Here is a 21856-nt window from a genome sequence, read left to right as displayed (position 1 = left end):
ATGGCCCTCGTTCCCCACTGGACCCTCAAGACCGCCGGCGAGATCGCCCCCGACGAGCGCCTGCCGGCCGGCCAGACCATCGCCATGGGCGTGCAGCACGTCGTCGCCATGTTCGGCTCGACCGCGCTGGCGCCGATCCTGATGGGCTTCGACCCCAACACGGCGATCTTCTTCTCGGGCATCGGCACGCTGATCTTCTTCGTGCTGACCGGCGGGCGGCTGCCGAGCTACCTGGGGTCCAGCTTCGCGTTCATCGGCGTCGTGATCGCGGCCACCGGGTACGCCGGCAGCGGGCCGAACCCGAACATCGGCGTGGCGCTGGGCGGCGTCATCGCCTGCGGGCTCGCGTACTTCGTGATCGGCGTGGTGGTGCAGGCGCTGGGCACCGGCTGGATCGAGCGGCTGATGCCGCCGATCGTGACCGGCACCGTGGTCGCCGCGATCGGGCTGAACCTGGCGCCGGTGGCGGTCAAGAGCCTGGGGGCGACGCCGGTGGAGCTGGCCATCGGCCTGGCGACCACGCTGGCCGTGGGCCTGATCGCGGTGCGCGGGCGCGGCATGGCGGCCCGGCTGCCGATCCTGCTGGGCGCGCTGGCGGGCTATGCGCTGTACTGGATCGCGGCCAACGGCCTGGGCTGGGCCAGGCCGATCGATTTCTCGGGCGTGGCGGCGGCCGCCTGGTTCGGCCTGCCGAAGTTCAGCACGCCGGTGTTCGACGCCACCGCCATGGCGCTGATCGCGCCGGTGGCGGTGATCCTGGTGGCCGAGAACCTGGGCCACGTGAAGGGCCTGGCGGCGATGACGGGCCGCGACTTCGACCCGCTGATGGGCCGCGCCTTCATGGCCGACGGCATCGCCACCATGGTGTCGGGCGCGGGCGGCGGCACCGGCGTCACGACCTATGCCGAAAACATGGGCGTGATGGCGGTCACGCGCATCTATTCCACGCTGGTGTTCGTGGTCGCCGCCGCGGTGGCGCTGCTGCTGGGCTTCTCGCCCAAGTTCGGCGCGCTGATCCTGACGCTGCCGGTGCCGGTGATCGGCGGGCTGGCGCTGGTAGTGTTCGGCCTGATCGCGGCCACCGGCGGGCGCATCTGGGTGCAGAGCCGGGTCGACTTCTCGCGCCCGCGCAACCTGATCACGGCCGGCGTGGCGCTGACGGCCGGCGCCGGTGACCTGACGCTGTCGATCGCCGGCTTCAAGCTGGGCGGCATCGGCACCGCGACCTTCGGCGCGATCGTGCTGTACCACCTGCTGCGGGAGCGGGCCGATGCACGCTGACGCCGCGGCCGTGGGCGCGGTGCGCATCGCCCACGTCGCCCTGTGGACCGACGACCTGGACGCCGCCGCGGCGTTCTGGACGCAGTACTTCGGCGCGTGCGTCGGCGCGCCGTACCACAGCCGGCGCCGGCCGGGCTTCGTCTCGCGCTTCGTGCAGCTGCCCGGCGGCGGCGCCGGCATCGAGCTGATGGCCGGCCCCTGGGTGGCGCCGGCCGCGGGCGGCGAGCAGGCCGGCTGGGACCACATCGCGGTCTCGCTCGGCGATGCGCAGGCGGTGGACCGGCTGGCGGCGCGCTGCGGCACCGATGGCTGCCTGGTCAGCGCACCGCGCACCACGGGCGACGGCTTCTACGAGGCCGTGGTGGCGATGCCGGGCGGCGCACGGGTCGAGATCACATCCTGACCACGCCCCGCACCTGGTTCGCCGCCCGCGGCTGGAAGCCCTTCGCCTTCCAGCGCGCGGTCTGGCAGGCGCTCGCGGCCGGCGAGAGCGGGCTGCTGCACGCGACCACCGGGGCCGGCAAGACCTACGCGGTCTGGCTCGGCGCGCTGAAGGCGTTTGCCGGCCGGGCGCCGGCGCGCGGCGCGGCGGCGCCGCTCGCGGTGCTGTGGATCACGCCGATGCGCGCGCTGGCGGCCGACACGCTGCGCGCGTTGCGCGAGCCGCTGGCCGAGCTGGCGCCGCATTGGACGGCCGGTGCGCGCAGCGGCGACACGGCCTCGGCCGAGCGCAGCGCGCAGGACCGGCGCCTGCCCACGGTGCTGGTGACCACGCCCGAGAGCCTGTCGCTGCTGCTGGCCAGGGCCGATGCGCAGGCGTTGTTCGCGCACCTGCGCCTGGCGGTGGTGGACGAATGGCACGAGCTGCTGGGCAACAAGCGCGGCGTGCAGGTGCAGCTGGCGCTGGCGCGGCTGCGCGGCTGGCGGCCGGAGCTGGCGACCTGGGGCATCTCGGCCACGCTGGGCAACCTGGAGCAGGCGATGCAGGTGCTGCTCGGCCCCGGCCGGGCCGGCCGGCTGGTGCGCGGCGCCGTGCCCAAGCGGCTCGTCATCGACACGCTGCTGCCGCCGCGCGCCGAGCGCTTTCCCTGGGCCGGGCACCTGGGCCTGGCGATGCTGCCGCAGGTGGTGGCCGAGCTGGAGGCGAGCCGCACGGCGCTGGTGTTCACGAACACGCGCTCGCAGGCGGAGATCTGGTACCAGGCGCTGCTGCAGGCGCGGCCGGACTGGGCCGGCGCCATCGCGCTGCACCACGGTTCGCTGGACCGTGCGGTGCGCGAGTGGGTCGAGGCCGGGCTCAAGGCCGGCACGCTGCGCGCGGTGGTCTGCACCTCCAGCCTGGACCTGGGCGTGGACTTCCTGCCGGTCGAGCGCGTGCTGCAGATCGGCTCGCCCCGGGGCGTGGCGCGGCTGCTGCAGCGCGCCGGCCGCTCCGGCCATGCGCCGGGCCGGCCGTCGCGCATCACGCTGGTGCCCACGCACAGCCTGGAGCTGGTCGAGGGCGCGGCGGCGCGCGCGGCCGTGGCGGCCGGGCAGGTCGAGTCGCGCGAGCCGCCGGTGCAGCCGCTGGACGTGCTGGTGCAGCACCTGGTCACGGTCGCGCTGGGCGGCGGCTTCGTGCCGGACGCGCTGTACGCCGAGGTATGCACGACGCACGCCTACGCGCAGCTGGCGCCCGCGCGCTGGCAGTGGTGCCTGGACTTCGTGCGCCAGGGCGGCGCGGCGCTGGCCGCCTACCCGGACTACCGGCGCGCGGTGCCGGACGCGCAGGGCGTGTGGCGCGTGCCCGAGGCGCGGCTGGCGCGGCGGCACCGCGCCAACATCGGCACCATCGTGTCCGATGCCAGCCTCTCGGTGCAGTACGTCGGCGGCGCGCGCATCGGCAGCGTGGAGGAGGGCTTCGCCGCGCGCCTGCGGCCCGGCGATGCCTTCATGTTCGGCGGCCGGCTGCTGGAGCTGGTGCGCATCCACGACATGACCGCCTGGGTGCGCCGCACCGAGGGGCGCCGCGCGGCCGTGCCGCGCTGGAACGGCGGGCGCATGCCGCTGTCCTCGCTGCTGGCCGACGCGGTGGTGGCGCAGCTGGCCGCGGCCGGCGCCGGCCGCCACGACGGCCCGGAGATGCAGGCCGCCCGCCCGCTGCTGGAGCTGCAGCAGCGCTGGTCGGCCCTGCCCACGCCCGGCACGCTGCTGGCCGAGACGCTGAAGTCGCGCGAGGGCTGGCACCTGTTCCTCTATCCGTTCGCGGGCCGGCTGGTGCACCTGGGGCTGGCCAGCCTGCTGGCCTGGCGCGCCGCGCAGCCGGCGCCGCGCACCTTCTCGATCGCGGTCAACGACTACGGGATGGAGCTGCTCAGCGCGACCGAGGTCGACTGGCCGGCGCTGCTGCCCGCGCTGCTGGGCCAGCCCGGCGACGGCCCGGCGCTGCTGGCCGAGGTGCTGGCCAGCCTGAACGCCGGCGAGTTGGCGCAGCGGCGCTTCCGCGAGATCGCGCGCGTGGCCGGCCTGGTCTTCCAGAGCCATCCGGGCGAGCGCCGCAGCAGCCGGCAGCTGCAGGCCTCGTCCGCGCTGTTCTGGGAGGTGTTCCGCCAGTACGACCCGGCCAACCAGCTGCTGCTGCAGGCCGAGCAGGAACTGCTGGCGCAGGAGCTGGAGGTCGGCCGCCTGCAGGCCGCGCTGCAGCGCATGGCCGCGCAGGAACTGGTGCTGCAGGCGCTGGCGCGGCCGACGCCGTTCGCGTTCCCGCTGATGGTGGAGCGCTTTCGCGAGCAGCTGTCGAACGAGCGCGTGGCCGACCGCATCGCGCGCATGCTGGCCCGGCTCGAACGCGCGGCTGGCGGCGCGCCGCAGGACGACGCCGCCGCGCAGCAGGTGCAGGCCGGCCTGCGCTTCGGCCAGCAGACCGACCTGTCGTCCGGCGCCCGGCCGCCGCGCCGCGGCAGGAGGCGCCGCTGATGCCGGGGCTGGCGGTCGAATGGGCCGGCGAGGCGCTGGCGCTGCTGCCCGAGCGCGCGCTGTGGTGGCCGGCGCGGCGCACGCTGCTCGTCGCCGACCTGCACCTGGGCAAGGCGGCGAGCTTCCGCGCCGCCGGCCAGCCGGTGCCGGTCGGCACCACGCAGCGCAACCTGGCGCGGCTGGACGCGCTGATCGCGCGCCACGCGCCGCGGCAGCTGGTGGTGCTGGGCGACTTCCTGCACGCCGCGTCGGCGCGCACGCCGGCGCTGCTGGCGGCGCTGGCGGACTGGCGCGCGCGCCACGCGGCGCTGGCGGTCACGCTGGTGCGCGGCAACCACGACGGCCATGCCGGCGATCCGCCGCCGGGCCTGGACATCGCCACCGTGGACGAGCCGCACCGGCTCGGCCCGTTCGCCTGCTGCCACCATCCGCGGCCGCACGCCATGCCCTCCACGCCCTTCGTGCTGGCCGGCCACCTGCACCCAGCCTGCGTGCTGCACGGCCCGGGCCGCGACCGGCTGCGGCTGCCGTGCTTCGTGGCCGAGGCCGGCCAGGCCGTGCTGCCGGCCTTCGGCGAGTTCACCGGCGGCTGGCGCGTGGAGGCGGCGCCGGGGCGCCGGCGCTATGTGGTCGGCGGCGGGCAGGTCTGGGCGCTGCCGGCGGCCTGAGCCTCGCCCGGCGGCCCGAAGGGGCGTGCACCGCAGCCCGCACGGGCGAAGGTGGCCCAGCGAGCACCACCGGTGCCGTCCCAAGGTGCCCGCACCGCGCCGCGCCCGTCTGGGCGCAGGTCCTCCAGCGAGCGCGCCGGCCGCAGCGCGGCGCGCCTACTTCACCTGCCGCTTGTCCAGCTTGCGCGCCAGCGTGCGCCGGTGCATGCCGAGCCGGCGCGCGGTCTCGGAGATGTTGAAGCCGGTCTCGGCCAGCACCTCGTGGATGCGCTCCCATTCCAGCGTCTTGATGGAGCTGGCGCGGTTGGTCAGCTCCACGTCGGTCGTGCCCAGGGCGCGGCCGAAGGCGGCCTCGATGTCGTCGGTGTTGGAGGGCTTGGCCAGGTAGTGGCAGGCGCCGAGCTTGATCGCCTCCACGGCGGTGGCGATGCTGGCGTAGCCGGTCAGCACCACGATCAGCATGGCGTCGTCGTGCATGTGCAGCGCCTGCACGCAGGCCAGGCCCGAGGCCTCGCCCTGCAGCTTGAGGTCGACCACGGCGTGGCTGGGGTGGAATCCGCGCAGCTGCTCGTGCAGCTGTGCCAGGCCATCGGCCACGCGCACGGCGTAGCCGCGTCGCTCGAACGAGCGTGCCAGCGTACGGGCGAAGGCGGCGTCGTCCTCGAGCAGCAGCAGGCGGCGGGCAGGGGCTTCAATCTCCATGGCCGGCGCCATTCTCCACGAGCGCGATCGCGGCCAGCGGCAGCGCGATGGTCACCTCGGCGCCGCGGCCGGGCAGGTTGCGCGCGGCCACGCTGCCGCCCAGCGTGCGCGCCACGTTGACCACCAGGAACAGGCCGAGGCCGCCGCCGGGCCGGCCCTTGCTGCTCTGGTAGGGCTTGCCGATCTGCTGCAGCATCGGCGGCGCGAAGCCGGGGCCTTCGTCGCGCACGGTCAGCACCAGCGCGCCGCCGTCGCGCGCCACGTCCAGCGCCACCGCCGTGCGGCCGGCGGACTGCGAGGCCTCCAGCGCGTTGTCCAGCACGTTGACGATCATCTGCCGCAGCGCGGAGTCCGAGACCATAGGCAGGTCCGCGCCGAAGCGCTTGCGCACCGCCAGGCCGTCGAAGCCGCGGCGCTGGCGCCAGGCCTCGACCACCTCGTCCAGGAAGGTGTCCACGGTGGTCACGCTCGGCGATTCGCCGCGCGCCTCGCCGGCCGACAGCAGGATGCCGCCCAGGATGGACTTGCAGCGGCGCACCTGGGCCTGCATCTCGGCCACGTCCTGCGCCAGCTCGGGGTCGGAGCTGAAGTGCGGCAGGTGCTGCCAGTCGCCCAGGATCACGTCCAGCGTGGACAGCGGCGTGCCGAGCTCGTGCGCGGCGCCGGAGGCCAGCAGGCCCATGCGCACGATGTGCTCCTCCTCGGCGGCACGCTGGCGCACGGCGGCCAGGCGGCGGTCGCGTTCGCGCAGGTTGCCGACGATGCGCGCGATGAAGGTCACCAGCAGGGCCGCGTTCAGCGCGAAGCTGAGCAGCATGCCCAGCATGTAGGGGCTGGCCAGGCCGCGGTCGTGGTCCGGCGGCAGCGCCGCCAGCGGCGGCGCCCACCACGCCAGGCCGGCGAAGCAAGCGGTGGCGACGGCCACGATGGTCCAGGTGGCCCAGCCGGGCAGCAGCACGGCGCCCAGGATCACCTGCAGCAGGTACAGGAACACGAAGGGGTTGGTGGCGCCGCCGCTCAGGTACAGCTGGGCGGTCAGCGCGGCCACGTCCACCAGCAGCGCCACCAGCAGCTCGGCGCTGGTCACGCGCCGGCGGGTGCGCCAGCGCAGCAGCGACAGCAGGTTGAACGCCACCAGGCCGCCCAGCACGGTGAGCATGGTCTCGACCGGGATCGCGATGCGCAGGCCGTAGTGCACGACCTCGATCGTCAGGATCTGGCCGAACACCGCGATCCAGCGCAGCTGGATCAGCTGGTGCAGGTTCTTCAGGCCGGCGGCGTCGTCCGGGCTGGCGGCGGCCGGCGGCGGCCGGGCCGCCCGGTCAGCCGGCATGCCGCCGCGGGCTGCGCACGAGCGCCACGCCGGCGCCGGCCACCATGGCGGCCAGCACGTACCAGGTGACCGCGTAGACCAGGTGGTTGTCGGAAAAGCGCAGCACCGTCAGGCCGGCGGCGGGCCAGGCCTGCGCCGCGCCGGCGGCCGCCGGCGCGGCCTCGGCGTCGACGAAGTAGGGCGCGACGCGGCTGGCCGGCAGGCCGCGCGCGGCGGCGATGGCGGCCACGTCGCGCGAGTGCCAGCGGCCGGCCGCCGGGTCGTTCTCGCGCAGGAAGCCGCCCCGGGGCTCGCTGATGCGCAGCAGGCCGACCACGACGACCTCGCCGCGCGGCGCGGGCGCGCCGCGCGCATCCGGCGCCCGCGCCGCGGGCGGCACGAAGCCGCGGTTCACCAGCACCAGGCTGCCGTCGGCCTGCCGCAGCGGCGTCAGCACCCAGTAGCCGGCGCCGAGCGCGGTGGCGGCCTGCACCAGCGTCTCGTCTTCGTGCAGGAACTGCCCCTGCAGCCGCAGGCGGCGGTACTCGTAGCCGGCCGGGGCGGCCAGCACGGCCGGCCATTCGGCGGCCGGCGGCGGCGGGCCGGGGGGAGCATGCACGCGGGCCTGCACGCGCGCGATCAGGTCCTTCTTCCAGGACAGGCGCTGCACCTGCCAGGTGCCCAGCGCGGCGAACAGCACGCACAGCAGGGCCGCGGCGGCCGCCAGCAGCGGCAGGCCGCGGCGCCGCGTCATTCCGGCGCGTGCTGGGGGTGCTGCAGCGATGGCGGCTCGGCCGCGTGCGAGGGCATCATGTTGGTGTTCATGTGGAACATGACCCACAGCGTGCCGGCGATGCCGATGGCCACGAACACCACCGTGAAGACGGTGGACAGCAGCGTCCAGCCGCCCTCGATCTTGCCGTTCATGTGCAGGAAGCAGACCATGTGCACCAGGATCTGCACGACCGCGAAGGCGCCCAGCACCAGCACGCCCATGGTGCGGTTCTCGACCATCTTGCCCATGACCAGCCAGAACGGGATGGCCGTCAGGATCACCGACAGCATGAAGCCGATCATGTAGCCGGAGAACGTGCTGTGCGGGCCGTCGTCGTGGTGGTCGTGGCCGTGGTCGTCGTGGTGGCCATGGTGGCCGGCATGCACCTCGTGCGTGGACATCACAGCACTCCCATCAGGTAGACAAAGGTGAAGACGCCGATCCAGACGACGTCCAGGAAGTGCCAGAACATGGACAGGCACATCAGCCGGCGCTTGTTCTCGCGGATCAGGCCGTGCTTGGAGATCTGGATCATCAGCACGACCAGCCAGATCGTGCCGAAGGTCACGTGCAGGCCGTGCGTGCCGACCAGCGTGAAGAAGGCCGACATCGCGGCGCTGCTCTGCGGGCCGGCGCCTTCGTGGATCAGGTGGCGGAACTCGTACAGCTCCACGGCCAGGAACAGCACGCCGAAGACGCCGGTCACGAACAGCCAGCCCAGCGTGCCGCCGACCTTGCCCAGCTGCTTCTGCAGCATCGCGAAGCCGAAGGTGATGGACGACAGCAGCAGGAACGCGGTGTTGATGGCCACCAGCTTGAGGTCGAACAGCTCGGCGCCGCCGGGGCCGCCGGCATAGCTGCGGCCGAGCACGCCCCAGGTGGCGAACAGCGCCGCGAAGATGAGGCAGTCGCTCATCAGGTAGAGCCAGAAGCCCAGCGCGGTGCCGTTCTCCGGATGCGGTTCGTGCGCCAGGTGGTAGGCGCGCACGGGGGTGGGGGCGTGTGCGAGATCAGACATGGCGGGCCAGCAGCTGGGTGCGCGCGTTCTCGGTGGAAATCACGTCGGACGCCGGGATGTAGTAGTCGCGCTTGTAGTTGAAGGTGTGCACGATGGCGGCCAGCACGACCGCCGCGAACGAGCCGGCGGCCAGCGGCCACATGTGCCAGATCAGCGCGAAGCCGCAGATCAGCGACAGCACCGAGATCACCACGCCGGCGCCGGTATTGGCCGGCATGTGGATCGGCTGGAAGCCTTCCAGCGGGCGCCGGTAGCCGTGCTTCTTCATGTCCCACCAGGCGTCGATGTCGTGCACCACGGGCGTGAACGCGAAGTTGTACTGCGGCGGCGGCGAGGAGGTCGCCCATTCCAGCGTGCGGCCGTTCCACGGGTCGCCGGTGTGGTCGCGCAGCTGCTCGCGCTTGAAGTAGCTGACCACCAGGCCGACCACGAAGCTGCCGATGCCGAAGGCGATCAGCACGGCGCCGAACAGCGCGATCTGGAACCAGATCTGCAGCGAGGGGTCCTCGAAGTGGTTCATGCGGCGCGTGACGCCCATCAGGCCCAGCACGTACAGCGGCGTGAAGGCGAACCAGTAGCCGGCCAGCCAGAACCAGAACGCGCACTTGCCCCAGAACTCGTCGAGCTTGTAGCCGAAGGCCTTGGGGAACCAGTAGTTCATGCCGGCGAACATCGCGAACACCACGCCGCCGATGATCACGTTGTGGAAGTGCGCGATCAGGAACAGGCTGTTGTGCAGCACGAAGTCGGCCGGCGGCACGGCCAGCAGCACGCCGGTCATGCCGCCCACCGCGAAGGTGACCATGAAGCCCACGGTCCACAGCATCGGCACGGTGAACTGGATGCGGCCGCGGTACATCGTGAACAGCCAGTTGAAGATCTTCGCGCCGGTCGGGATCGAGATGATCATCGTCGTGATGCCGAAGAAGGCGTTGACGCTGGCCCCCGAGCCCATCGTGAAGAAGTGGTGCAGCCACACCAGGTACGACAGGATCGTGATGCAGACCGTGGCGTAGACCATCGAGGTGTAGCCGAACAGGCGCTTGCCGCAGAAGGTGGCGACGACCTCGGAGAACACGCCGAAGGCCGGCAGCACCAGGATGTAGACCTCGGGGTGGCCCCAGATCCAGATCAGGTTCACGTACAGCATGGCGTTGCCGCCCAGCGTGTTGGTGAAGAAGTTCGTGCCGACGTAGCGGTCCAGCGACATCAGCGCCAGCGCGGCCGTCAGCACCGGGAAGGTGGCCACGATCAGCGCGTTGGTGCACAGCGAGGTCCAGACGAACACCGGCATCTTCATCATGTCCATGCCCGGCGCGCGCATCTTGATGATGGTGACCAGCAGGTTGATGCCCGACAGCGTGGTGCCGACCCCCGCGATCTGCAGCGACCAGATGTAGTAGTCGAGCCCGACCCCGGGGTTCTGGTTGCCCAGGTTGGACAGCGCCAGCCAGCCGGAGGTGGAGAACTCCCCGAGGAACAGCGAGGCCATCACCAGCACGGCGCCGGAGGTGGTCATCCAGAAGCTGAAGTTGTTCAGGAACGGGAAGGCCACGTCGCGCGCGCCGATCTGCAGCGGCACCAGGTAGTTCATCAGCCCGGTGACCAGCGGCATGGCCACGAAGAAGATCATGATCACGCCGTGGGCGGTGAAGATCTGGTCGTAGTGGTGCGGCGGCAGGTAGCCCAGGTTCTCGCCGAAGGCCATGGCCTGCTGCAGCCGCATCATGATCGCGTCGGCGAAGCCGCGCAGCAGCATCACGATGCCCAGCACCATGTACATGATGCCGATCTTCTTGTGGTCGATGCTGCAGAACCAGTCGCGCCACAGCGGGCCCCACAGGCGGAACTTGGTCAGCACGGCGAGCATGACGATGCCGCCCAGGACCACGGCGATGAAGGTCCACAGCACGATCGGCTCGTGCGCCATCGGGATCGAATCCCAGGTGATGCGGCCCAGCAGCCAGTGGGCGGGCGCGGAGGTGTGTTCGGTCATGGCCATGGCTTCAGAATTCCTGCAGGTCCTTGCGCGTTTCGGCGGTGCACATCGCGTCCTCGGACGCGGCGGCCAGCGCCAGGGCGCTGGCATGGGAGCGGTTGCGCGTGGCGTCGCGGGCCATCACCTCGTGCATGCAGGTCTGGCCGTCCTCGACGCACAGGTTCAGCACGCGCCGGTACAGGTCGGCATCGACGCTGGAAAAGCGCATGACGGGCGTGCGCTCGCTGGGCTTGGCCAGCTCCGAGTAGGCCGCGCGCGTCAGCGGCTGGCCCTCGGCCTTGGCCTTGGCCACCCACTGCGCGAACTCCTGGTCCGAGACACCGTGGAACTTGAAACTCATCCCCGAGAAGCCCGTGCCGCTGTAGTGCGAGGAAATGCCGTGGAACACGCCCGGCTTGTTGATCACCGCGTGCAGTTCGGTCTGCATGCCGGGCATGGTGTAGACCATGCCGGCCAGGTCGGGCACGTAGAACGCGTTCATGGTCGTGCTGGAGGTCAGCTTGAAGTGGATCGGGCGGTCCACCGGCGCGGCCAGCTCGTTGACCGTGGCGATGCCCTGCTCGGGCAGCACGAACAGCCATTTCCAGTCCAGCGCCACCACCTGCACCTCCAGCGGCCGGACGTTCTCGGGCACCGGCTTGCCGGCCGCCAGGCGGTCCAGCGGACGGTAGGGGTCGAGCTGGTGCGTGCTGATCCAGGTCAGCGCGCCCAGCGCGATGACGATGACCAGCGGGGCGGCCCAGATCACCAGTTCGAGCTTGGTCGAGTGGTGCCAGTCGGGGTCGTAGTCGGTGTCGGCGCGCCGGCCGTTCTGGCGGTAGCGCCAGGCGAACAGCAGCGTCAGGATGATCACCGGCACGATGATCAGCAGCATCAGCACGGTGGCCATGACCACCAGCCTTCCTTGCTGCGCCGCGACGTCGCCGGCCGGGTTGAGCACCACCAGCTTGCTGCATCCGGCCAGCAGGCTGGCGAGGGTGAGCAGAGCCGGTCCACGGAGTGTTTTGAGAGCACGCATGCTGGACGGGGCGGGTTTGGGGTGTCGAGAAAAGGCAGGCACTCGGGTAAACCCTGTGCAAGACCGCGAAATGTATCGCGGCGCTGCGGAGCCGCCGATAGGACGTTTTGTCCCACGTCAAGCCTGCCGGTACCGATGCTACGGTATATAGTGCCGCCCACGCTACCGCTTCGACGCAGAGAGAACCGCCGATGTCCACGCTCAGCCACGCCGCGCACTATCCCGGGACCCCGCAGCATCCGTCGTCCGTGCATTCACCGGAGGCGGAGCACCACGTCGCGCCGGGCGACATCGCGGTCGGCGTGGTGATCGGCCGGGCGTCCGAGTACTTCGACTTCTTCGTCTACGGCATCGCCTCGGTGCTGGTGTTCCCGACGGTGTTCTTCCCGGGCATGCAGCGGCTGGACGGCACGCTGTGGGCCTTCGCGCTGTTCGCGCTGGCCTTCGTCTCGCGGCCGTTCGGCACCGTGATCGCGATGGCCATCCAGCGCCGCTGGGGCCGGGCGGCCAAGCTGACCTCCGCGCTGTTCCTGCTGGGCAGCTGCACCGCCGGCATCGCTTTCCTGCCCGGCACGGCGACCATCGGCGAGTCCGCGGTCTGGCTGCTGGCCGTGTTCCGCCTGGGGCAGGGGCTGGCGCTCGGCGGCTCCTGGGACGGCCTGCCGTCGCTGCTGGCCATGAACGCGCCGAAGGAGCGCCGCGGCTGGTACGCGATGATGGGCCAGCTCGGCGCGCCGGTCGGCTTCATCCTGGCCAGCGCGCTGTTCGCCTTCCTGTACGCCAACATGTCGTACGCCGACTTCGTGGACTGGGGCTGGCGCTATCCGTTCTTCGTCGCCTTCGCGATCAATGTGGTGGCGCTGTTCGCGCGGCTGCGCCTGGTCGCCGCGCAGGAGTACGAGGAGCTGCTGGACAAGCAGGAGCTGGTGCCCGTGCCGGCCGGCGAGCTGATGCACGAGCAGGGCCGCCACGTGTGGATCGGCGCGTTCGCCGCGCTGGCCAGCTATGCGCTGTTCCACCTGATCACGGTGTTCCCGCTGTCGTGGATACAGCTCTACACCGAGCAGTCGATCCCGGGCTTCCTGGTGATCCAGATCATCGGTGGCTTCCTCTGCGCGGGCGGCATCGTGGCCTCGGGCTGGATCGCCGACCGCTACGGCCGCCGCCAGACGCTGGGCGCGCTGGCGATCCTGATCGCGGTGTTCAGCGGCTTCGCGCCGACGCTGCTGAACGGCGGCACGCTGGGGCAGGACGTGTTCATCCTGCTGGGCGCGACCCTGCTGGGCCTGTCCTACGGCCAGGCCGCGGGCACGGTCACGGCCAACTTCATCCGGCGCTACCGCTACGTCGGCGCGGCGCTGACCTCCGACATCGCCTGGCTGTTCGGCGCGGCCTTCGCGCCGCTGGTGGCGCTGGGCCTGTCGGCGCACTTCGGCCTGGGCTACGTGAGCCTGTACCTGCTGTCCGGCGCGGTCTGCACGCTGGCGGCGCTGGGCCTGAACCGCGCCCTCGAAGCCGAGAGCCGGGCCTGACGCCCGCCTTCCCCTCACAGGACTTTTTCCGGACCGATCCGGACAAAGGGGTGTGCCATGACCTCGATGCGGCTCCTCGTGATCCCCGCCAGCGTGCGCGCCGGCTCGCTGAACGTGCAGCTGGCCCGCCATGCGGAGCAGGCGGCGCGCACCGCCGGCTGGCTCACCCGGCTGCTGGACCTGCGTGCGCTGGACCTGCCGCTCTACGACGCCGACCTGGAGGCTGCGCGGGGCGTGCCGTCCCGCGTGCGCGAACTGCAGGACGCGATCGCCGAGAGTGACGCCCTGCTGGTCGTCACGCCGGAATACAACGGCTTTCCGACACCGCTGTTCCTGAACACCTTCGACTGGCTGTCGCGCCTGCCGGCGGCCGATGGCCGGCCCGCGGGCCTGGCGACCACGGCCGACAAGCCCGTGGGCCTGCTATCGGCATCGCCCGGGTTGCACGGCGGCCTGCGGGCGATGAACTACGTGCGCCAGTACCTGCAGATGGCGTTCGCGATGCTGGTGCTGCCGCAGCAGTTCGCGCTGGGCCGGGCGCACCAGGCCTTCGACGCGCAGGGCGCGCTGGCCGATCCCAAGGCGGCCCAGTCCGTCGCCCGGGTGCTGGACGCGCTGGCGCGCGTGGCCAGCGCGCTGCCGGCGGTGCGCTGAGACGCTGCGAGCGCATCCCTCGCGCCCACGCGGGGCCCTCGATGAGCGTCCACGTGCATCGCCATCGCCGTGCCCGGGGCCTCGCCCTTCGGGCCGAGGGACGTCGAGCCCCGGGCGGGCGTTGCAGTCCTTGCCCCGGCATCAGCCAGGGCGGCGGCCTGCGCCTACGCCCGTGGCCTGGCGCCCCCCGTCGTGGGCGCGATCGATCCATTCACGGCTTCTGAACCGCGTTCAGCCGGCGGCGGCGCGCGCGTCGAGCTCGGTTTGCAGGCCCTGCGGCAGGCGGCCCAGCAGCCAGCGCACGGCCAGCGGCAGCAGCACCACGTCGTCGATCACGCCGAAGAACGGAATCGCGTCGGGCAGCAGGTCGAACGGCGATACCAGGTACAGCACCAGGCCGGCCGTGGCGTACTTCAGCCAGCCCGGCGCGCGCGGATCGCGCAGCGCCCACCAGAGTTTCTTCAGGTCGCCGCGGACCAGGGTCCACAGCAGGGACAGGCGTTTGGCCATCGTCGGTGCTCCTCGGTGCCGGAACCGGGCAGGCTGCCCGTCCGCCCGACATGGGGGCGGCACGGCCGAGTGCAAGAGCGCGTGCCGCCGGATGGCCGGCGGCGGCGGCGGTGCTGGTCCAGAATGCGCCTCACCATGCCCCTGACCGACGAACCGACCGCCGCCACTTCGGCGCCGCGGCCGCCCCGGCCGCTGCCGGCGCCTTGCCGCTGGGCGCTGCTGGCGCTGGCCTGCGTGTCGCTGGCGACCGGCATCGTCGGCATCTTCGTGCCCGGGCTGCCGACCACGGTGTTCGTGCTGATCGCGGCCTGGGCCGCCGCGCGCAGCTCGCCGCGGCTGCACCGCTGGCTGCTGCGGCACCGCGTGTTCGGCCGGCTGATCGCGGACTGGCAGGCCGGCGGCTGCGTCAGCCGGCGCGCCAAGTGGAACGCCAGCGTGGCCATGGCCGTGTGCGCCGGCGTGCTGCTGTGGGCCGGCAGCCGCTGGTGGGTCACCGCGCTGGCCTGCGGCTGCATGGCGGCGGTGCTGGCCTGGCTGTGGCGCCGGCCCGAGCCGGCCGGGCGCTGACGCCCGGTATACTCCGCCGCCTTTTTTCGCCAGGCTGCTCCTCGCAGGAGCTCCCCAGCCGACCGTTCGCCGCTGCTGCCGCGGCGCCACGCCACAACGATGCTTTCGGGGGGAGTTTCCTATGCGCCATCGCCGCGCCACACCTGGTCGCCTGCCTGTTCTTCCCTTGCGCGCCTGCGCGGTCGCCGCCTGTACCGGCCTGCTGGCCGGCCAGGCCGGCGCCGAGGAGGCGGCGGTCACGCTGCCGACGGTGCAGGTCACCGGCAGCCAGTACGACCCGGACGACGTGCGCCCCGAGGGCGTGACCACCGCCACCAAGACCTACCTGCCGCCCAAGGACATCCCGCAGACCATCGACACGCTGGAAGTCAACAAGTACAAGAGCTACGGCATCAACGACCTGTCGATCATGCTGGACGGCGTGCCCGGCGTGAACACCAACTACGACATGCGGGGCGAGGGCGTGATGATCCGCGGCTTCTCGGCCGACAGCGGCGACATCTACCGCGACGGCGTGCGCGAGAGCGGCCAGGTGCGCCGCAGCACGGCCAACGTGGAGCGCATCGAGATCCTGAAGGGGCCGGCCTCGGTGCTGTACGGTCGCAGCAGCGGCGGCGGCATCGTCAACATGGTCAGCAAGCAGGCGCGCTTCGACGTCAAGAGCAGCGTGACGCTGCGCGGCGGCTCCTGGGAGAACTTCGGCGGCACGATCGACATCAACCACGTGGTGAATCCGAACGTGGTGGTGCGGCTGACGGCCGACCGCGAGCAGGCGCACAGCTTCCGCTCGGGTATCCGCAACCGCAACGAGATGGTCTCGCCCAGCATCCTGGTCGACACGCGCAAGGGCCTGCGCTGGACCGCGCAGTACACCTGGGACAACGTCTGGCGCGTGCCCGACCGCGGGCCGTCCTACAGCAGCCTGCCGGCCGGCGTGTCGAGGCGCACCGGCTTCCAGCACCCGGGCGACTACGTGGAGGACCGCCTGCGCGTGCTGCGCTCGGACCTGGCCTACGACTTCAACCCGCAGTGGAGCCTGCGCTGGGTGGCGAGCCACCGCACGGCCAACCAGGACTTCGACCACTACTTCGGCGGCAGCTACAACGCCGGCACCGGCCTGATCCGTCCGAACTACGCCTGGCAGGTGACGAACAACCGCACCACGGCCAACACGCTGGACCTGACCGGCAAGTTCAAGACCGGTGGCGTCGAGCACGACCTGCTGGCGGGGCTGGAGATCAGCGAGGAGCGGCGCCGGCCGCAGGTGTTCGGCACCGTCGCCGCTGCCTTCAGCTACGACCCGTTCAACCCCAACCCGTCGTCCTGGCCCGACCGGCCGGCGCGCGTCGACCCGACCCAGAACAACCTCCACAAGGGCGAGGCCCAGGCCGTGTACGTGCAGGACCTGATCAGCCTCACGCCGCACTGGAAGGTGCTGGCCGGGCTGCGCCACGACCGCTTCAAGTTCCATTCGACCAACTACGTGGACAACATCGCGCGTGGCTACGACGGCAGTTCCACCAGCCCGCGCATCGGCGTGATCTGGCAGCCGGTGCCCGAGCAGAGCCTGTACGCGTCGTACAGCAAGAGCTACTCGCCGTACGGCGGGCGCGGCATCCTGACCGTGAGCGCGGACCCGACCGCCGTCTACGACGATGCGCCGCAGTACTCGCGCCAAGTGGAGGTCGGCCTCAAGAGCGACTGGCTGCCGGGCGGCATGCTGTCGACCCAGGTGGCGGTCTACGAGCTGGAGCACTACAACATCCGCTACCGGCCCGATCCCGACAACGACCCGTACACCTGGGGCGTGCGCGGCACGGAGCGTTCGCGCGGCATCGAGTTCAGCGCCGCGGGCCGCGTGGCGCCGAACTGGTACGTGCGCGGCGGCGTGGCCTTCATGAGTGCCAAGGTCGCGCGGGACCTGCAGACGCCGGCCAACGAGGGCAAGTACCTGACGAACACGGCCAAGCGCAACGGCAACGTGTTCCTGCGCTACGCGCCGCCGGGCCCGTGGTATGGCGAGATCGGCGTGACGCACACCAGCGCGCGCTGGCTGAACGCGGCCAACACCTCGGAACTGCCGGGCTACACGCGCTGGGATGCGATGCTGGGCTGGCGTTCGGCGCCGTGGACCGTGACGGCCGCCGTCTCCAACCTGTTCGACGCCGAATACTGGCGCTCCAGCGCGATGCCCGGCGCGCCGCGCAGCTTCCTGCTCAGCGCGAACTACCAGTTCTGAACCGCCGGCGTTCTCGCACACGCGCCCGGCCCGCGGGCCGGGGCCGCGCTCAATGGATGATGGACACCAGCACGCTGCAGTGCGCGTGCTCGATCAGCGCGCCGGAGATCGCGCCCTGCCACCAGCGCGCGGCCCAGTTCTCCAGGTGCTTGTGGCCGACCACGATCAGGTCGGCACCGGTGTGCTTGGCATGGCGCGTGATCTCGGTCACCGAGTCGCCGCACAGCACCTGGCCGTCGACCTGGTGGCCGTCCGCGCGCAGCCGCTGCAGGCCGGCTTCCAGGATGGACTGGTAGCGCTCGCGCTCGCGGTCCTCGGCGGCCTGGTCGTAGACGCCGACCTCCAGGCCGATCGAGCCCACGTGCAGCGGCATGACGGCGACCAGGGTCAGCTCGGCGCCGCTCAGGTGCGCCAGGTCGCCACCGTCGAGCAGGGCCTTCTGCCCGGCTTCGGAGCCGTCGTAGGCCAACAGGATGCGCTTGTACATGGCATGACTCCCTGGTGAGTGCTGAGGAGGGCGCAGTCTAGGCAAGCTGGCGTGCAGCGTCGAATCGGGGAATGCCCCTGTGCGGCTGTAGGTTTCGTCCTGCATGCGCGTGCGCCGCCGGCCGACGGCCGCAGCGGCCGGGCCGGGACGCCGCCGGCGCCGGCGCGCCCGTAAGGTGCGGGCATGCCGTGCGACGCCGCCGCTCCCGCCGCCCCAGCAGGCCCTGGCCTGTGCACCGCGCCGGCCGGCGCTGCCGAGCCGGGCGGCGAGCGTTCCGCGCTGGCCGCCCGCTACCGCGCCGTGCGCGCGCAGACGCAGGCGCTGGCCGCGCCGCTGTCGGCCGAGGACCAGTGCGTGCAATCCATGCCGGACGCCAGCCCGGCGAAGTGGCATCTGGCGCATACCAGCTGGTTCTTCGAGGCCGTGCTGCTGCAGCCGCTGCAGCCGGGCTACGCGGTCTTCGATCCGCGCTTCTCCTTCCTGTTCAATTCCTACTACGAGGCGCTGGGCCCGCGCCATCCGCGGCCGCAGCGCGGACTGCTGACGCGGCCCTCGGCCGCGCAGGTCGCGGCCTACCGCACGCACGTCGACGCCGCGATGCTGGGCCTGATCGCGCAGGCCGACGGCCCGGCATGGGCGCAGGCCGCGCCGCTGCTGGAGCTGGGCCTGCAGCACGAGCAGCAGCACCAGGAGCTGCTGCTCACCGACGCGCTGCACCTGCTGTCGTGCAACCCGCTGCTGCCGGCCTACGCGCCGGCGCCGGCGGCGCCGCTGCGCCTGGCGCGCGGGCAGCCCGCGCCGCTGCGCTGGCTGGCGCGCCCGGAGAGCGTCGTCGAGATCGGCCACGGCGGCGCCGGCTTCGCGTTCGACAACGAAGGCCCGCGCCACCGCCGCCTGCTGCCGGCCTACGAGATCGCGGACCGGCTGGTCAGCTGCGGCGAGTACCTGCGCTTCATCGAGGAGGGCGGCTACCGCCGCGCCGGGCTGTGGCTGTCCGACGGCTGGGCGCAGGTGCAGGCCCAGGGCTGGCGGGCGCCGCCGTACTGGCTGGCGCCGGGCGACCCGCGCGCGCCGGCGGACGGCTGGCAGGTGTTCGGCCTGGACGGCGTGCAGCCGCTGGACCCGGCCGCGCCGGTCATGCAGCTGAGCTTCTACGAGGCCGCCGCCTATGCCGACTGGGCCGGCGCGCGGCTGCCGACCGAGTTCGAGTGGGAGGCCGCCTGCGGCGCGCCGGGGCTGCGCGACATGGCCGGCCAGGCCTGGCAGTGGACGCGCTCGGCCTACGAGCCCTATCCGGGCTTCCGTCCGCTGCCGGGGCCGGCCGCCGAGTACAACGGCAAGTTCATGGTCGGCCAGCTGGTGCTGCGCGGCGGCAGCCTGGCCACGCCGGCCGGCCATGCGCGGCCGACCTACCGCAATTTCTTTCCGCCGGCCGCGCGCTGGCAGTTCACCGGGCTGCGCCTGGCGCGCGATCCGCAACGCCAGGAGGGCGCACCATGAATCCAGGGCTCGCCATGCAGCCTCGCCTGCGCGTCGTCGGCGCGCCCGACCCGCGGGATGCCTTCCGCGCCGACCTGCACGCCGCGCTGGCCGCGCCGCAGCGCGCGATCTCGCCCAAGTACTTCTACGACGCGCACGGCTCGTCGCTGTTCGACGCGATCTGCGCGCTGCCGGAGTACTACCCCACGCGCACCGAGGTCGCGCTGCTGGCGCGCCACGCCGGCGAGATCGCGCGGCTGGCCGGGCCCGGCGCGGAGTTGGTCGAGTTCGGCGCCGGCTCGCTGCGCAAGGTGCGGCTGCTGCTCGATGCGCTGGAACGGCCGGCGCGCTACCTGCCGATCGACATCTCGGGCGAGCACCTGCAGCAGGCCGCGGCCGCGCTGCGCCGCGAGCACCCGGCCCTGGCGGTGCAGCCCGTGGTGGCCGACTACACCGAGCCGCTGCAGCTGCCGTGGCCGCCGGCCGGCGCCGGCCTGCGGCTGGGCTTCTTCCCGGGATCGACGATCGGCAACTTCGATCCGGCGCAGGCGCTGCGCTTCCTGCGCATGGCCGCGCGGCTGCTGCGCGGCGGCGCGCTGCTGCTGGGCGCCGACCTGGTCAAGGACCCGGCCGTGCTGCACGCGGCCTACAACGACGCGGCCGGCGTGACGGCGGCCTTCAACCTGAACCTGCTGGCGCGCGCGAACCGCGAGCTGGGCGCGGACTTCGACCTGGAGGGCTTCGCCCACGGCGCCTTCTACAACAGCCCGCTGCGCCGCATCGAGATGCACCTGGTCAGCCGCCGCACGCAGCAGGTGGCGCTGGACGGCCGGGCCTATCGCTTCGCGGAAGGCGAGACGCTGCACACCGAGAACTCGTACAAGTTCACCGTGGACGGCCTGCGCGCGCTGGCGCGCGAGGCCGGCTTCTCGCCCGGCCCGGTGTGGACCGACCCGCAGCGGCTGTTCAGCCTGCACTGGCTGTCGGCTCCGGCATGATGCGCGTTCTTCCAAGGAGCCAGCCATGAAAGCAGTCTGGAACGGCAAGGTCATCGCCGAGAGCGACGACCTGGTGCTGGTCGAGGGCAACCAGTATTTCCCGATGTCCTCGCTGAACCGCGACTACGTGACCTTCAGCAACCACAAAACCACCTGTCCCTGGAAGGGGCAGGCCAGCTACTACTCGTTGCTGGTCGACGGCGAGCTGAACCCCGACGCCGCCTGGTACTACGCCGATCCCAAGCCCGAGGCCGCGCAGATCAAGGACCGCGTGGCGTTCTGGAAGGGCGTGAAGATCGAGCCTTGACGAACCGCCGGGCCGGGCGGTGGCACCATTCGGGTCCTCCGGGCCGCGACCGCGGCCCCGTCCGGACCGCCGCATGACCACCACCTCTTTGCTCGCCCCCCCGCTGACCCCGCCCGACCAGTTGGCCGCCACCGTGCGCCGCCAGGGCTTCGCCGTGCTCGACGCCGCCGCCGTCCGCAGCCTGTGCGCCTGCGCGCCGGGCGGGCTGCAGGCGCTGGAACCCTCCTGGGCCGACCTGCCGCCCGACGAGTACCTGAAGGATGGCGGCCGCTACCGCCGCCGCCGCCATGCCAGCCTGGTCGCCGAGGGCGGCGTGCTGCGCGTGGTGCCGCACCGCGCGCACTGGCAGCCGGTCGCCTACAACGCGCTGCACGGCGGCATGGAGCGCTGGTTCGCGCCGATGCTGCCGGCCGACCTCGCGCAGCCGGCCTGGCAGCGCCTGCTGCTGGGGCTGGCGAACGCCTGCAGCGAACTGCGCGGCGGCGCGCCCGCGCCGTGGTACGTCGAGGCGCACCAGTTCCGCATCGACACCACCGACGGCATCGGCCGGCCCACGCCCGAAGGGGCGCACCGCGACGGCGTGGACTTCGTTGCCGTGCTGCTGGTCGCCCGGCACGGCATCAAGGGCGGCGAGACGCGCGTGTTCGAGGCCGACGGCCCGCATGGCCAGCGCTTCACGCTGACCGAGCCCTGGTCGATGCTGTTCCTGGACGACGCGCGCGTGATCCACGAATCCACGCCGATCCAGCCGCTGCGCACAGGCGGCCACCGCGACACGCTGGTGCTGACTTTTCGCGCCAACGGCTTCCAGGACGCCTAGACTGCGGCCTGCGAAGCAAGCACTAGGAGAAAACGCATGTACAAGCAGATTCTGGTTCCCGTCGATGGCTCGCAGACCGCGATGGCGGCGCTGCGCGAGGCCCTGACCATCGCCAAGGCCTTCCAGTCCGACCTGTTCGTGGTCCACGTGATCGATCCGTATCCCTTCCTGGGCGTGGGAGCCGAATACGCGGTCGGCCAGGCCGAGTACCTGTCCGCCGCCACCGAGCAGGCCACCAAGGCCCTGGCCGAGGCGCAGGAGGCCGTCCAGGCTGCCGGCCTCAGCTGCGAGACGGCCGTGGTCGAGGGCCATGCGGCCGAGGACGGCATCATGAACTCGGCCAAGACCAGCGGCGCCGACCTGATCGTGATGGGCTCGCACGGCCGGCGCGGCATCGAGAAGCTGCTGCTGGGCAGCGTCACCCAGCGCGTGCTGCAGGAAGCGCACGTGCCGGTGCTGGTGGTGCGCGGCGGCGCGTCCTGAACCTTCGGGAGTCAGGAAGGGCGGCGGCCCAGAAGGCGTGAACGAACCGCTC

The 21856-nt window shown here is 72.2% G+C and carries 22 protein-coding genes; 13 read left to right on the top strand and 9 right to left on the bottom strand.

Annotated features, from left to right (window positions below):
* Genes QM782_RS22560 through pdeM form a run of 4 tightly spaced genes read left to right on the top strand, consistent with a single transcriptional unit; the run spans nt 1 to nt 4904 of the window.
* Entirely contained in the window at nt 1-1281 is a 1281-nt protein-coding gene (locus tag QM782_RS22560) for a solute carrier family 23 protein (RefSeq protein ID WP_415205104.1), read from the top strand.
* Nucleotides 1271-1684: a VOC family protein gene (locus QM782_RS22555; RefSeq protein ID WP_415205103.1), complete on the top strand. Its 414-nt coding sequence runs from the start codon at nt 1271-1273 to the stop codon at nt 1682-1684. The genes QM782_RS22560 and QM782_RS22555 overlap by 11 nt, the downstream gene beginning before the upstream one ends.
* On the top strand, nt 1678-4236 hold the full coding sequence (locus QM782_RS22550; RefSeq protein ID WP_415205707.1) for a ligase-associated DNA damage response DEXH box helicase: 2559 nt from the start codon (nt 1678-1680) through the stop codon (nt 4234-4236). Before QM782_RS22555 ends, QM782_RS22550 begins: the two co-directional genes overlap by 7 nt.
* A complete protein-coding gene (pdeM, locus tag QM782_RS22545; RefSeq protein ID WP_415205102.1) occupies nt 4236-4904 on the top strand; it encodes a ligase-associated DNA damage response endonuclease PdeM in 669 nt (222 codons plus the stop codon). The genes QM782_RS22550 and pdeM overlap by 1 nt, the downstream gene beginning before the upstream one ends.
* A 156-nt stretch (nt 4905-5060) precedes the next feature.
* On the opposite strand, the gene QM782_RS22540 is transcribed toward pdeM, so the two are convergent.
* The 7 genes from QM782_RS22540 to cyoA are packed head-to-tail and all read right to left on the bottom strand — an operon-like array spanning nt 5061 to nt 11728.
* Nucleotides 5061-5606 carry a response regulator transcription factor gene (locus QM782_RS22540; RefSeq protein WP_415205101.1) on the bottom strand — a complete coding sequence of 182 codons (546 nt, stop codon included), beginning with the start codon at nt 5604-5606 and terminating at the stop codon, nt 5061-5063.
* Nucleotides 5596-6939, bottom strand: coding sequence for an ATP-binding protein (locus QM782_RS22535; protein ID WP_415205100.1), 1344 nt, complete (start codon nt 6937-6939; stop codon nt 5596-5598). Before QM782_RS22535 ends, QM782_RS22540 begins: the two co-directional genes overlap by 11 nt.
* Nucleotides 6929-7672 (bottom strand): SURF1 family protein, encoded by a 744-nt coding sequence (locus tag QM782_RS22530; RefSeq protein ID WP_415205099.1) that lies wholly within the window; start codon nt 7670-7672, stop codon nt 6929-6931. The genes QM782_RS22535 and QM782_RS22530 overlap by 11 nt, the downstream gene beginning before the upstream one ends.
* On the bottom strand, nt 7669-8094 hold the full coding sequence (cyoD, locus tag QM782_RS22525) for a cytochrome o ubiquinol oxidase subunit IV (protein WP_415205098.1): 426 nt from the start codon (nt 8092-8094) through the stop codon (nt 7669-7671). Before cyoD ends, QM782_RS22530 begins: the two co-directional genes overlap by 4 nt.
* Nucleotides 8094-8711, bottom strand: coding sequence for a cytochrome o ubiquinol oxidase subunit III (cyoC, locus tag QM782_RS22520; RefSeq protein ID WP_415205097.1), 618 nt, complete (start codon nt 8709-8711; stop codon nt 8094-8096). Before cyoC ends, cyoD begins: the two co-directional genes overlap by 1 nt.
* Complete coding sequence (gene cyoB / locus QM782_RS22515) at nt 8704-10707, bottom strand: cytochrome o ubiquinol oxidase subunit I (RefSeq protein WP_415205096.1); 2004 nt, start codon at nt 10705-10707, stop codon at nt 8704-8706. The genes cyoC and cyoB overlap by 8 nt, the downstream gene beginning before the upstream one ends.
* Nucleotides 10708-10717: 10 nt before the next feature.
* A complete protein-coding gene (gene cyoA / locus QM782_RS22510) occupies nt 10718-11728 on the bottom strand; it encodes a ubiquinol oxidase subunit II (protein ID WP_415205095.1) in 1011 nt (336 codons plus the stop codon).
* A gap of 191 nt (nt 11729-11919) precedes the next feature.
* On the opposite strand from cyoA, the gene QM782_RS22505 reads away from it, so the two are divergent.
* Both QM782_RS22505 and QM782_RS22500 read left to right on the top strand, forming a co-directional pair.
* Nucleotides 11920-13260, top strand: a complete 1341-nt coding sequence (locus QM782_RS22505) for an MFS transporter (protein ID WP_415205094.1) — start codon at nt 11920-11922, stop codon at nt 13258-13260.
* Between the two features lie 57 nt (nt 13261-13317).
* On the top strand, nt 13318-13914 hold the full coding sequence (locus QM782_RS22500; RefSeq protein ID WP_415205093.1) for an NADPH-dependent FMN reductase: 597 nt from the start codon (nt 13318-13320) through the stop codon (nt 13912-13914).
* Between the two features lie 231 nt (nt 13915-14145).
* Here the strand turns inward: QM782_RS22500 and QM782_RS22495 are convergent, their stop codons facing one another.
* Entirely contained in the window at nt 14146-14424 is a 279-nt protein-coding gene (locus QM782_RS22495; protein ID WP_415205092.1) for a YkvA family protein, read from the bottom strand.
* A 135-nt stretch (nt 14425-14559) separates the two neighbouring features.
* Between QM782_RS22495 and QM782_RS22490 the strand changes: the two genes are divergently transcribed.
* Complete coding sequence (locus tag QM782_RS22490; RefSeq protein ID WP_415205091.1) at nt 14560-14991, top strand: YbaN family protein; 432 nt, start codon at nt 14560-14562, stop codon at nt 14989-14991.
* Nucleotides 14992-15112: 121 nt separating this feature from the next.
* Nucleotides 15113-17230, top strand: coding sequence for a TonB-dependent receptor (locus tag QM782_RS22485; RefSeq protein ID WP_415205090.1), 2118 nt, complete (start codon nt 15113-15115; stop codon nt 17228-17230).
* Between the two features lie 49 nt (nt 17231-17279).
* Here the strand turns inward: QM782_RS22485 and QM782_RS22480 are convergent, their stop codons facing one another.
* Nucleotides 17280-17717, bottom strand: coding sequence for a universal stress protein (locus QM782_RS22480; protein WP_415205089.1), 438 nt, complete (start codon nt 17715-17717; stop codon nt 17280-17282).
* Nucleotides 17718-17900: 183 nt separating this feature from the next.
* On the opposite strand from QM782_RS22480, the gene egtB reads away from it, so the two are divergent.
* From egtB to QM782_RS22455, 5 genes are all read left to right on the top strand, one after another.
* Nucleotides 17901-19217 carry an ergothioneine biosynthesis protein EgtB gene (gene egtB, locus QM782_RS22475; protein WP_415205088.1) on the top strand — a complete coding sequence of 439 codons (1317 nt, stop codon included), beginning with the start codon at nt 17901-17903 and terminating at the stop codon, nt 19215-19217.
* Nucleotides 19218-19231: 14 nt separating this feature from the next.
* Nucleotides 19232-20194 (top strand): L-histidine N(alpha)-methyltransferase, encoded by a 963-nt coding sequence (gene egtD / locus QM782_RS22470; protein WP_415205706.1) that lies wholly within the window; start codon nt 19232-19234, stop codon nt 20192-20194.
* A gap of 25 nt (nt 20195-20219) precedes the next feature.
* Nucleotides 20220-20501 carry a DUF427 domain-containing protein gene (locus QM782_RS22465; protein ID WP_415205087.1) on the top strand — a complete coding sequence of 94 codons (282 nt, stop codon included), beginning with the start codon at nt 20220-20222 and terminating at the stop codon, nt 20499-20501.
* 73 nt (nt 20502-20574) lie between these two features.
* Complete coding sequence (locus tag QM782_RS22460) at nt 20575-21321, top strand: 2OG-Fe dioxygenase family protein (protein ID WP_415205086.1); 747 nt, start codon at nt 20575-20577, stop codon at nt 21319-21321.
* Nucleotides 21322-21357: 36 nt separating this feature from the next.
* Entirely contained in the window at nt 21358-21804 is a 447-nt protein-coding gene (locus tag QM782_RS22455; RefSeq protein WP_415205085.1) for a universal stress protein, read from the top strand.
* Nucleotides 21805-21856 lie beyond the last annotated feature (52 nt).

Origin of the sequence: Pseudorhodoferax sp., assembly GCF_047601025.1 — a bacterium.
Taxonomy (GTDB): domain Bacteria; phylum Pseudomonadota; class Gammaproteobacteria; order Burkholderiales; family Burkholderiaceae_C; genus Pseudorhodoferax.
The sequence above is the reverse complement of the archived record's forward strand: the minus strand, read 5'-3'. Positions and strand labels throughout refer to the sequence as shown.

What these genes read in the sequence shown, in the direction of transcription:
- QM782_RS22560 (WP_415205104.1), top strand. Translation starts at nt 1, where the DNA reads ATGGCCCTCGTTCCCCACTGGACCCTCAAGACCGCCGGCGAGATCGCC.
- QM782_RS22530 (WP_415205099.1), bottom strand. Translation starts at nt 7,672, where the DNA reads ATGACGCGGCGCCGCGGCCTGCCGCTGCTGGCGGCCGCCGCGGCCCTG.
- QM782_RS22505 (WP_415205094.1), top strand. Translation starts at nt 11,920, where the DNA reads ATGTCCACGCTCAGCCACGCCGCGCACTATCCCGGGACCCCGCAGCAT.
- pdeM (WP_415205102.1), top strand. Translation starts at nt 4,236, where the DNA reads ATGCCGGGGCTGGCGGTCGAATGGGCCGGCGAGGCGCTGGCGCTGCTG.
- cyoA (WP_415205095.1), bottom strand. Translation starts at nt 11,728, where the DNA reads ATGCGTGCTCTCAAAACACTCCGTGGACCGGCTCTGCTCACCCTCGCC.
- QM782_RS22495 (WP_415205092.1), bottom strand. Translation starts at nt 14,424, where the DNA reads ATGGCCAAACGCCTGTCCCTGCTGTGGACCCTGGTCCGCGGCGACCTG.
- QM782_RS22480 (WP_415205089.1), bottom strand. Translation starts at nt 17,717, where the DNA reads ATGTACAAGCGCATCCTGTTGGCCTACGACGGCTCCGAAGCCGGGCAG.
- QM782_RS22485 (WP_415205090.1), top strand. Translation starts at nt 15,113, where the DNA reads ATGCGCCATCGCCGCGCCACACCTGGTCGCCTGCCTGTTCTTCCCTTG.
- QM782_RS22535 (WP_415205100.1), bottom strand. Translation starts at nt 6,939, where the DNA reads ATGCCGGCTGACCGGGCGGCCCGGCCGCCGCCGGCCGCCGCCAGCCCG.
- QM782_RS22555 (WP_415205103.1), top strand. Translation starts at nt 1,271, where the DNA reads ATGCACGCTGACGCCGCGGCCGTGGGCGCGGTGCGCATCGCCCACGTC.
- QM782_RS22540 (WP_415205101.1), bottom strand. Translation starts at nt 5,606, where the DNA reads ATGGAGATTGAAGCCCCTGCCCGCCGCCTGCTGCTGCTCGAGGACGAC.
- egtD (WP_415205706.1), top strand. Translation starts at nt 19,232, where the DNA reads ATGCAGCCTCGCCTGCGCGTCGTCGGCGCGCCCGACCCGCGGGATGCC.
- cyoB (WP_415205096.1), bottom strand. Translation starts at nt 10,707, where the DNA reads ATGACCGAACACACCTCCGCGCCCGCCCACTGGCTGCTGGGCCGCATC.
- QM782_RS22460 (WP_415205086.1), top strand. Translation starts at nt 20,575, where the DNA reads ATGACCACCACCTCTTTGCTCGCCCCCCCGCTGACCCCGCCCGACCAG.
- QM782_RS22465 (WP_415205087.1), top strand. Translation starts at nt 20,220, where the DNA reads ATGAAAGCAGTCTGGAACGGCAAGGTCATCGCCGAGAGCGACGACCTG.
- QM782_RS22500 (WP_415205093.1), top strand. Translation starts at nt 13,318, where the DNA reads ATGACCTCGATGCGGCTCCTCGTGATCCCCGCCAGCGTGCGCGCCGGC.
- cyoC (WP_415205097.1), bottom strand. Translation starts at nt 8,711, where the DNA reads ATGTCTGATCTCGCACACGCCCCCACCCCCGTGCGCGCCTACCACCTG.
- QM782_RS22490 (WP_415205091.1), top strand. Translation starts at nt 14,560, where the DNA reads ATGCCCCTGACCGACGAACCGACCGCCGCCACTTCGGCGCCGCGGCCG.
- egtB (WP_415205088.1), top strand. Translation starts at nt 17,901, where the DNA reads ATGCCGTGCGACGCCGCCGCTCCCGCCGCCCCAGCAGGCCCTGGCCTG.
- cyoD (WP_415205098.1), bottom strand. Translation starts at nt 8,094, where the DNA reads ATGTCCACGCACGAGGTGCATGCCGGCCACCATGGCCACCACGACGAC.
- QM782_RS22455 (WP_415205085.1), top strand. Translation starts at nt 21,358, where the DNA reads ATGTACAAGCAGATTCTGGTTCCCGTCGATGGCTCGCAGACCGCGATG.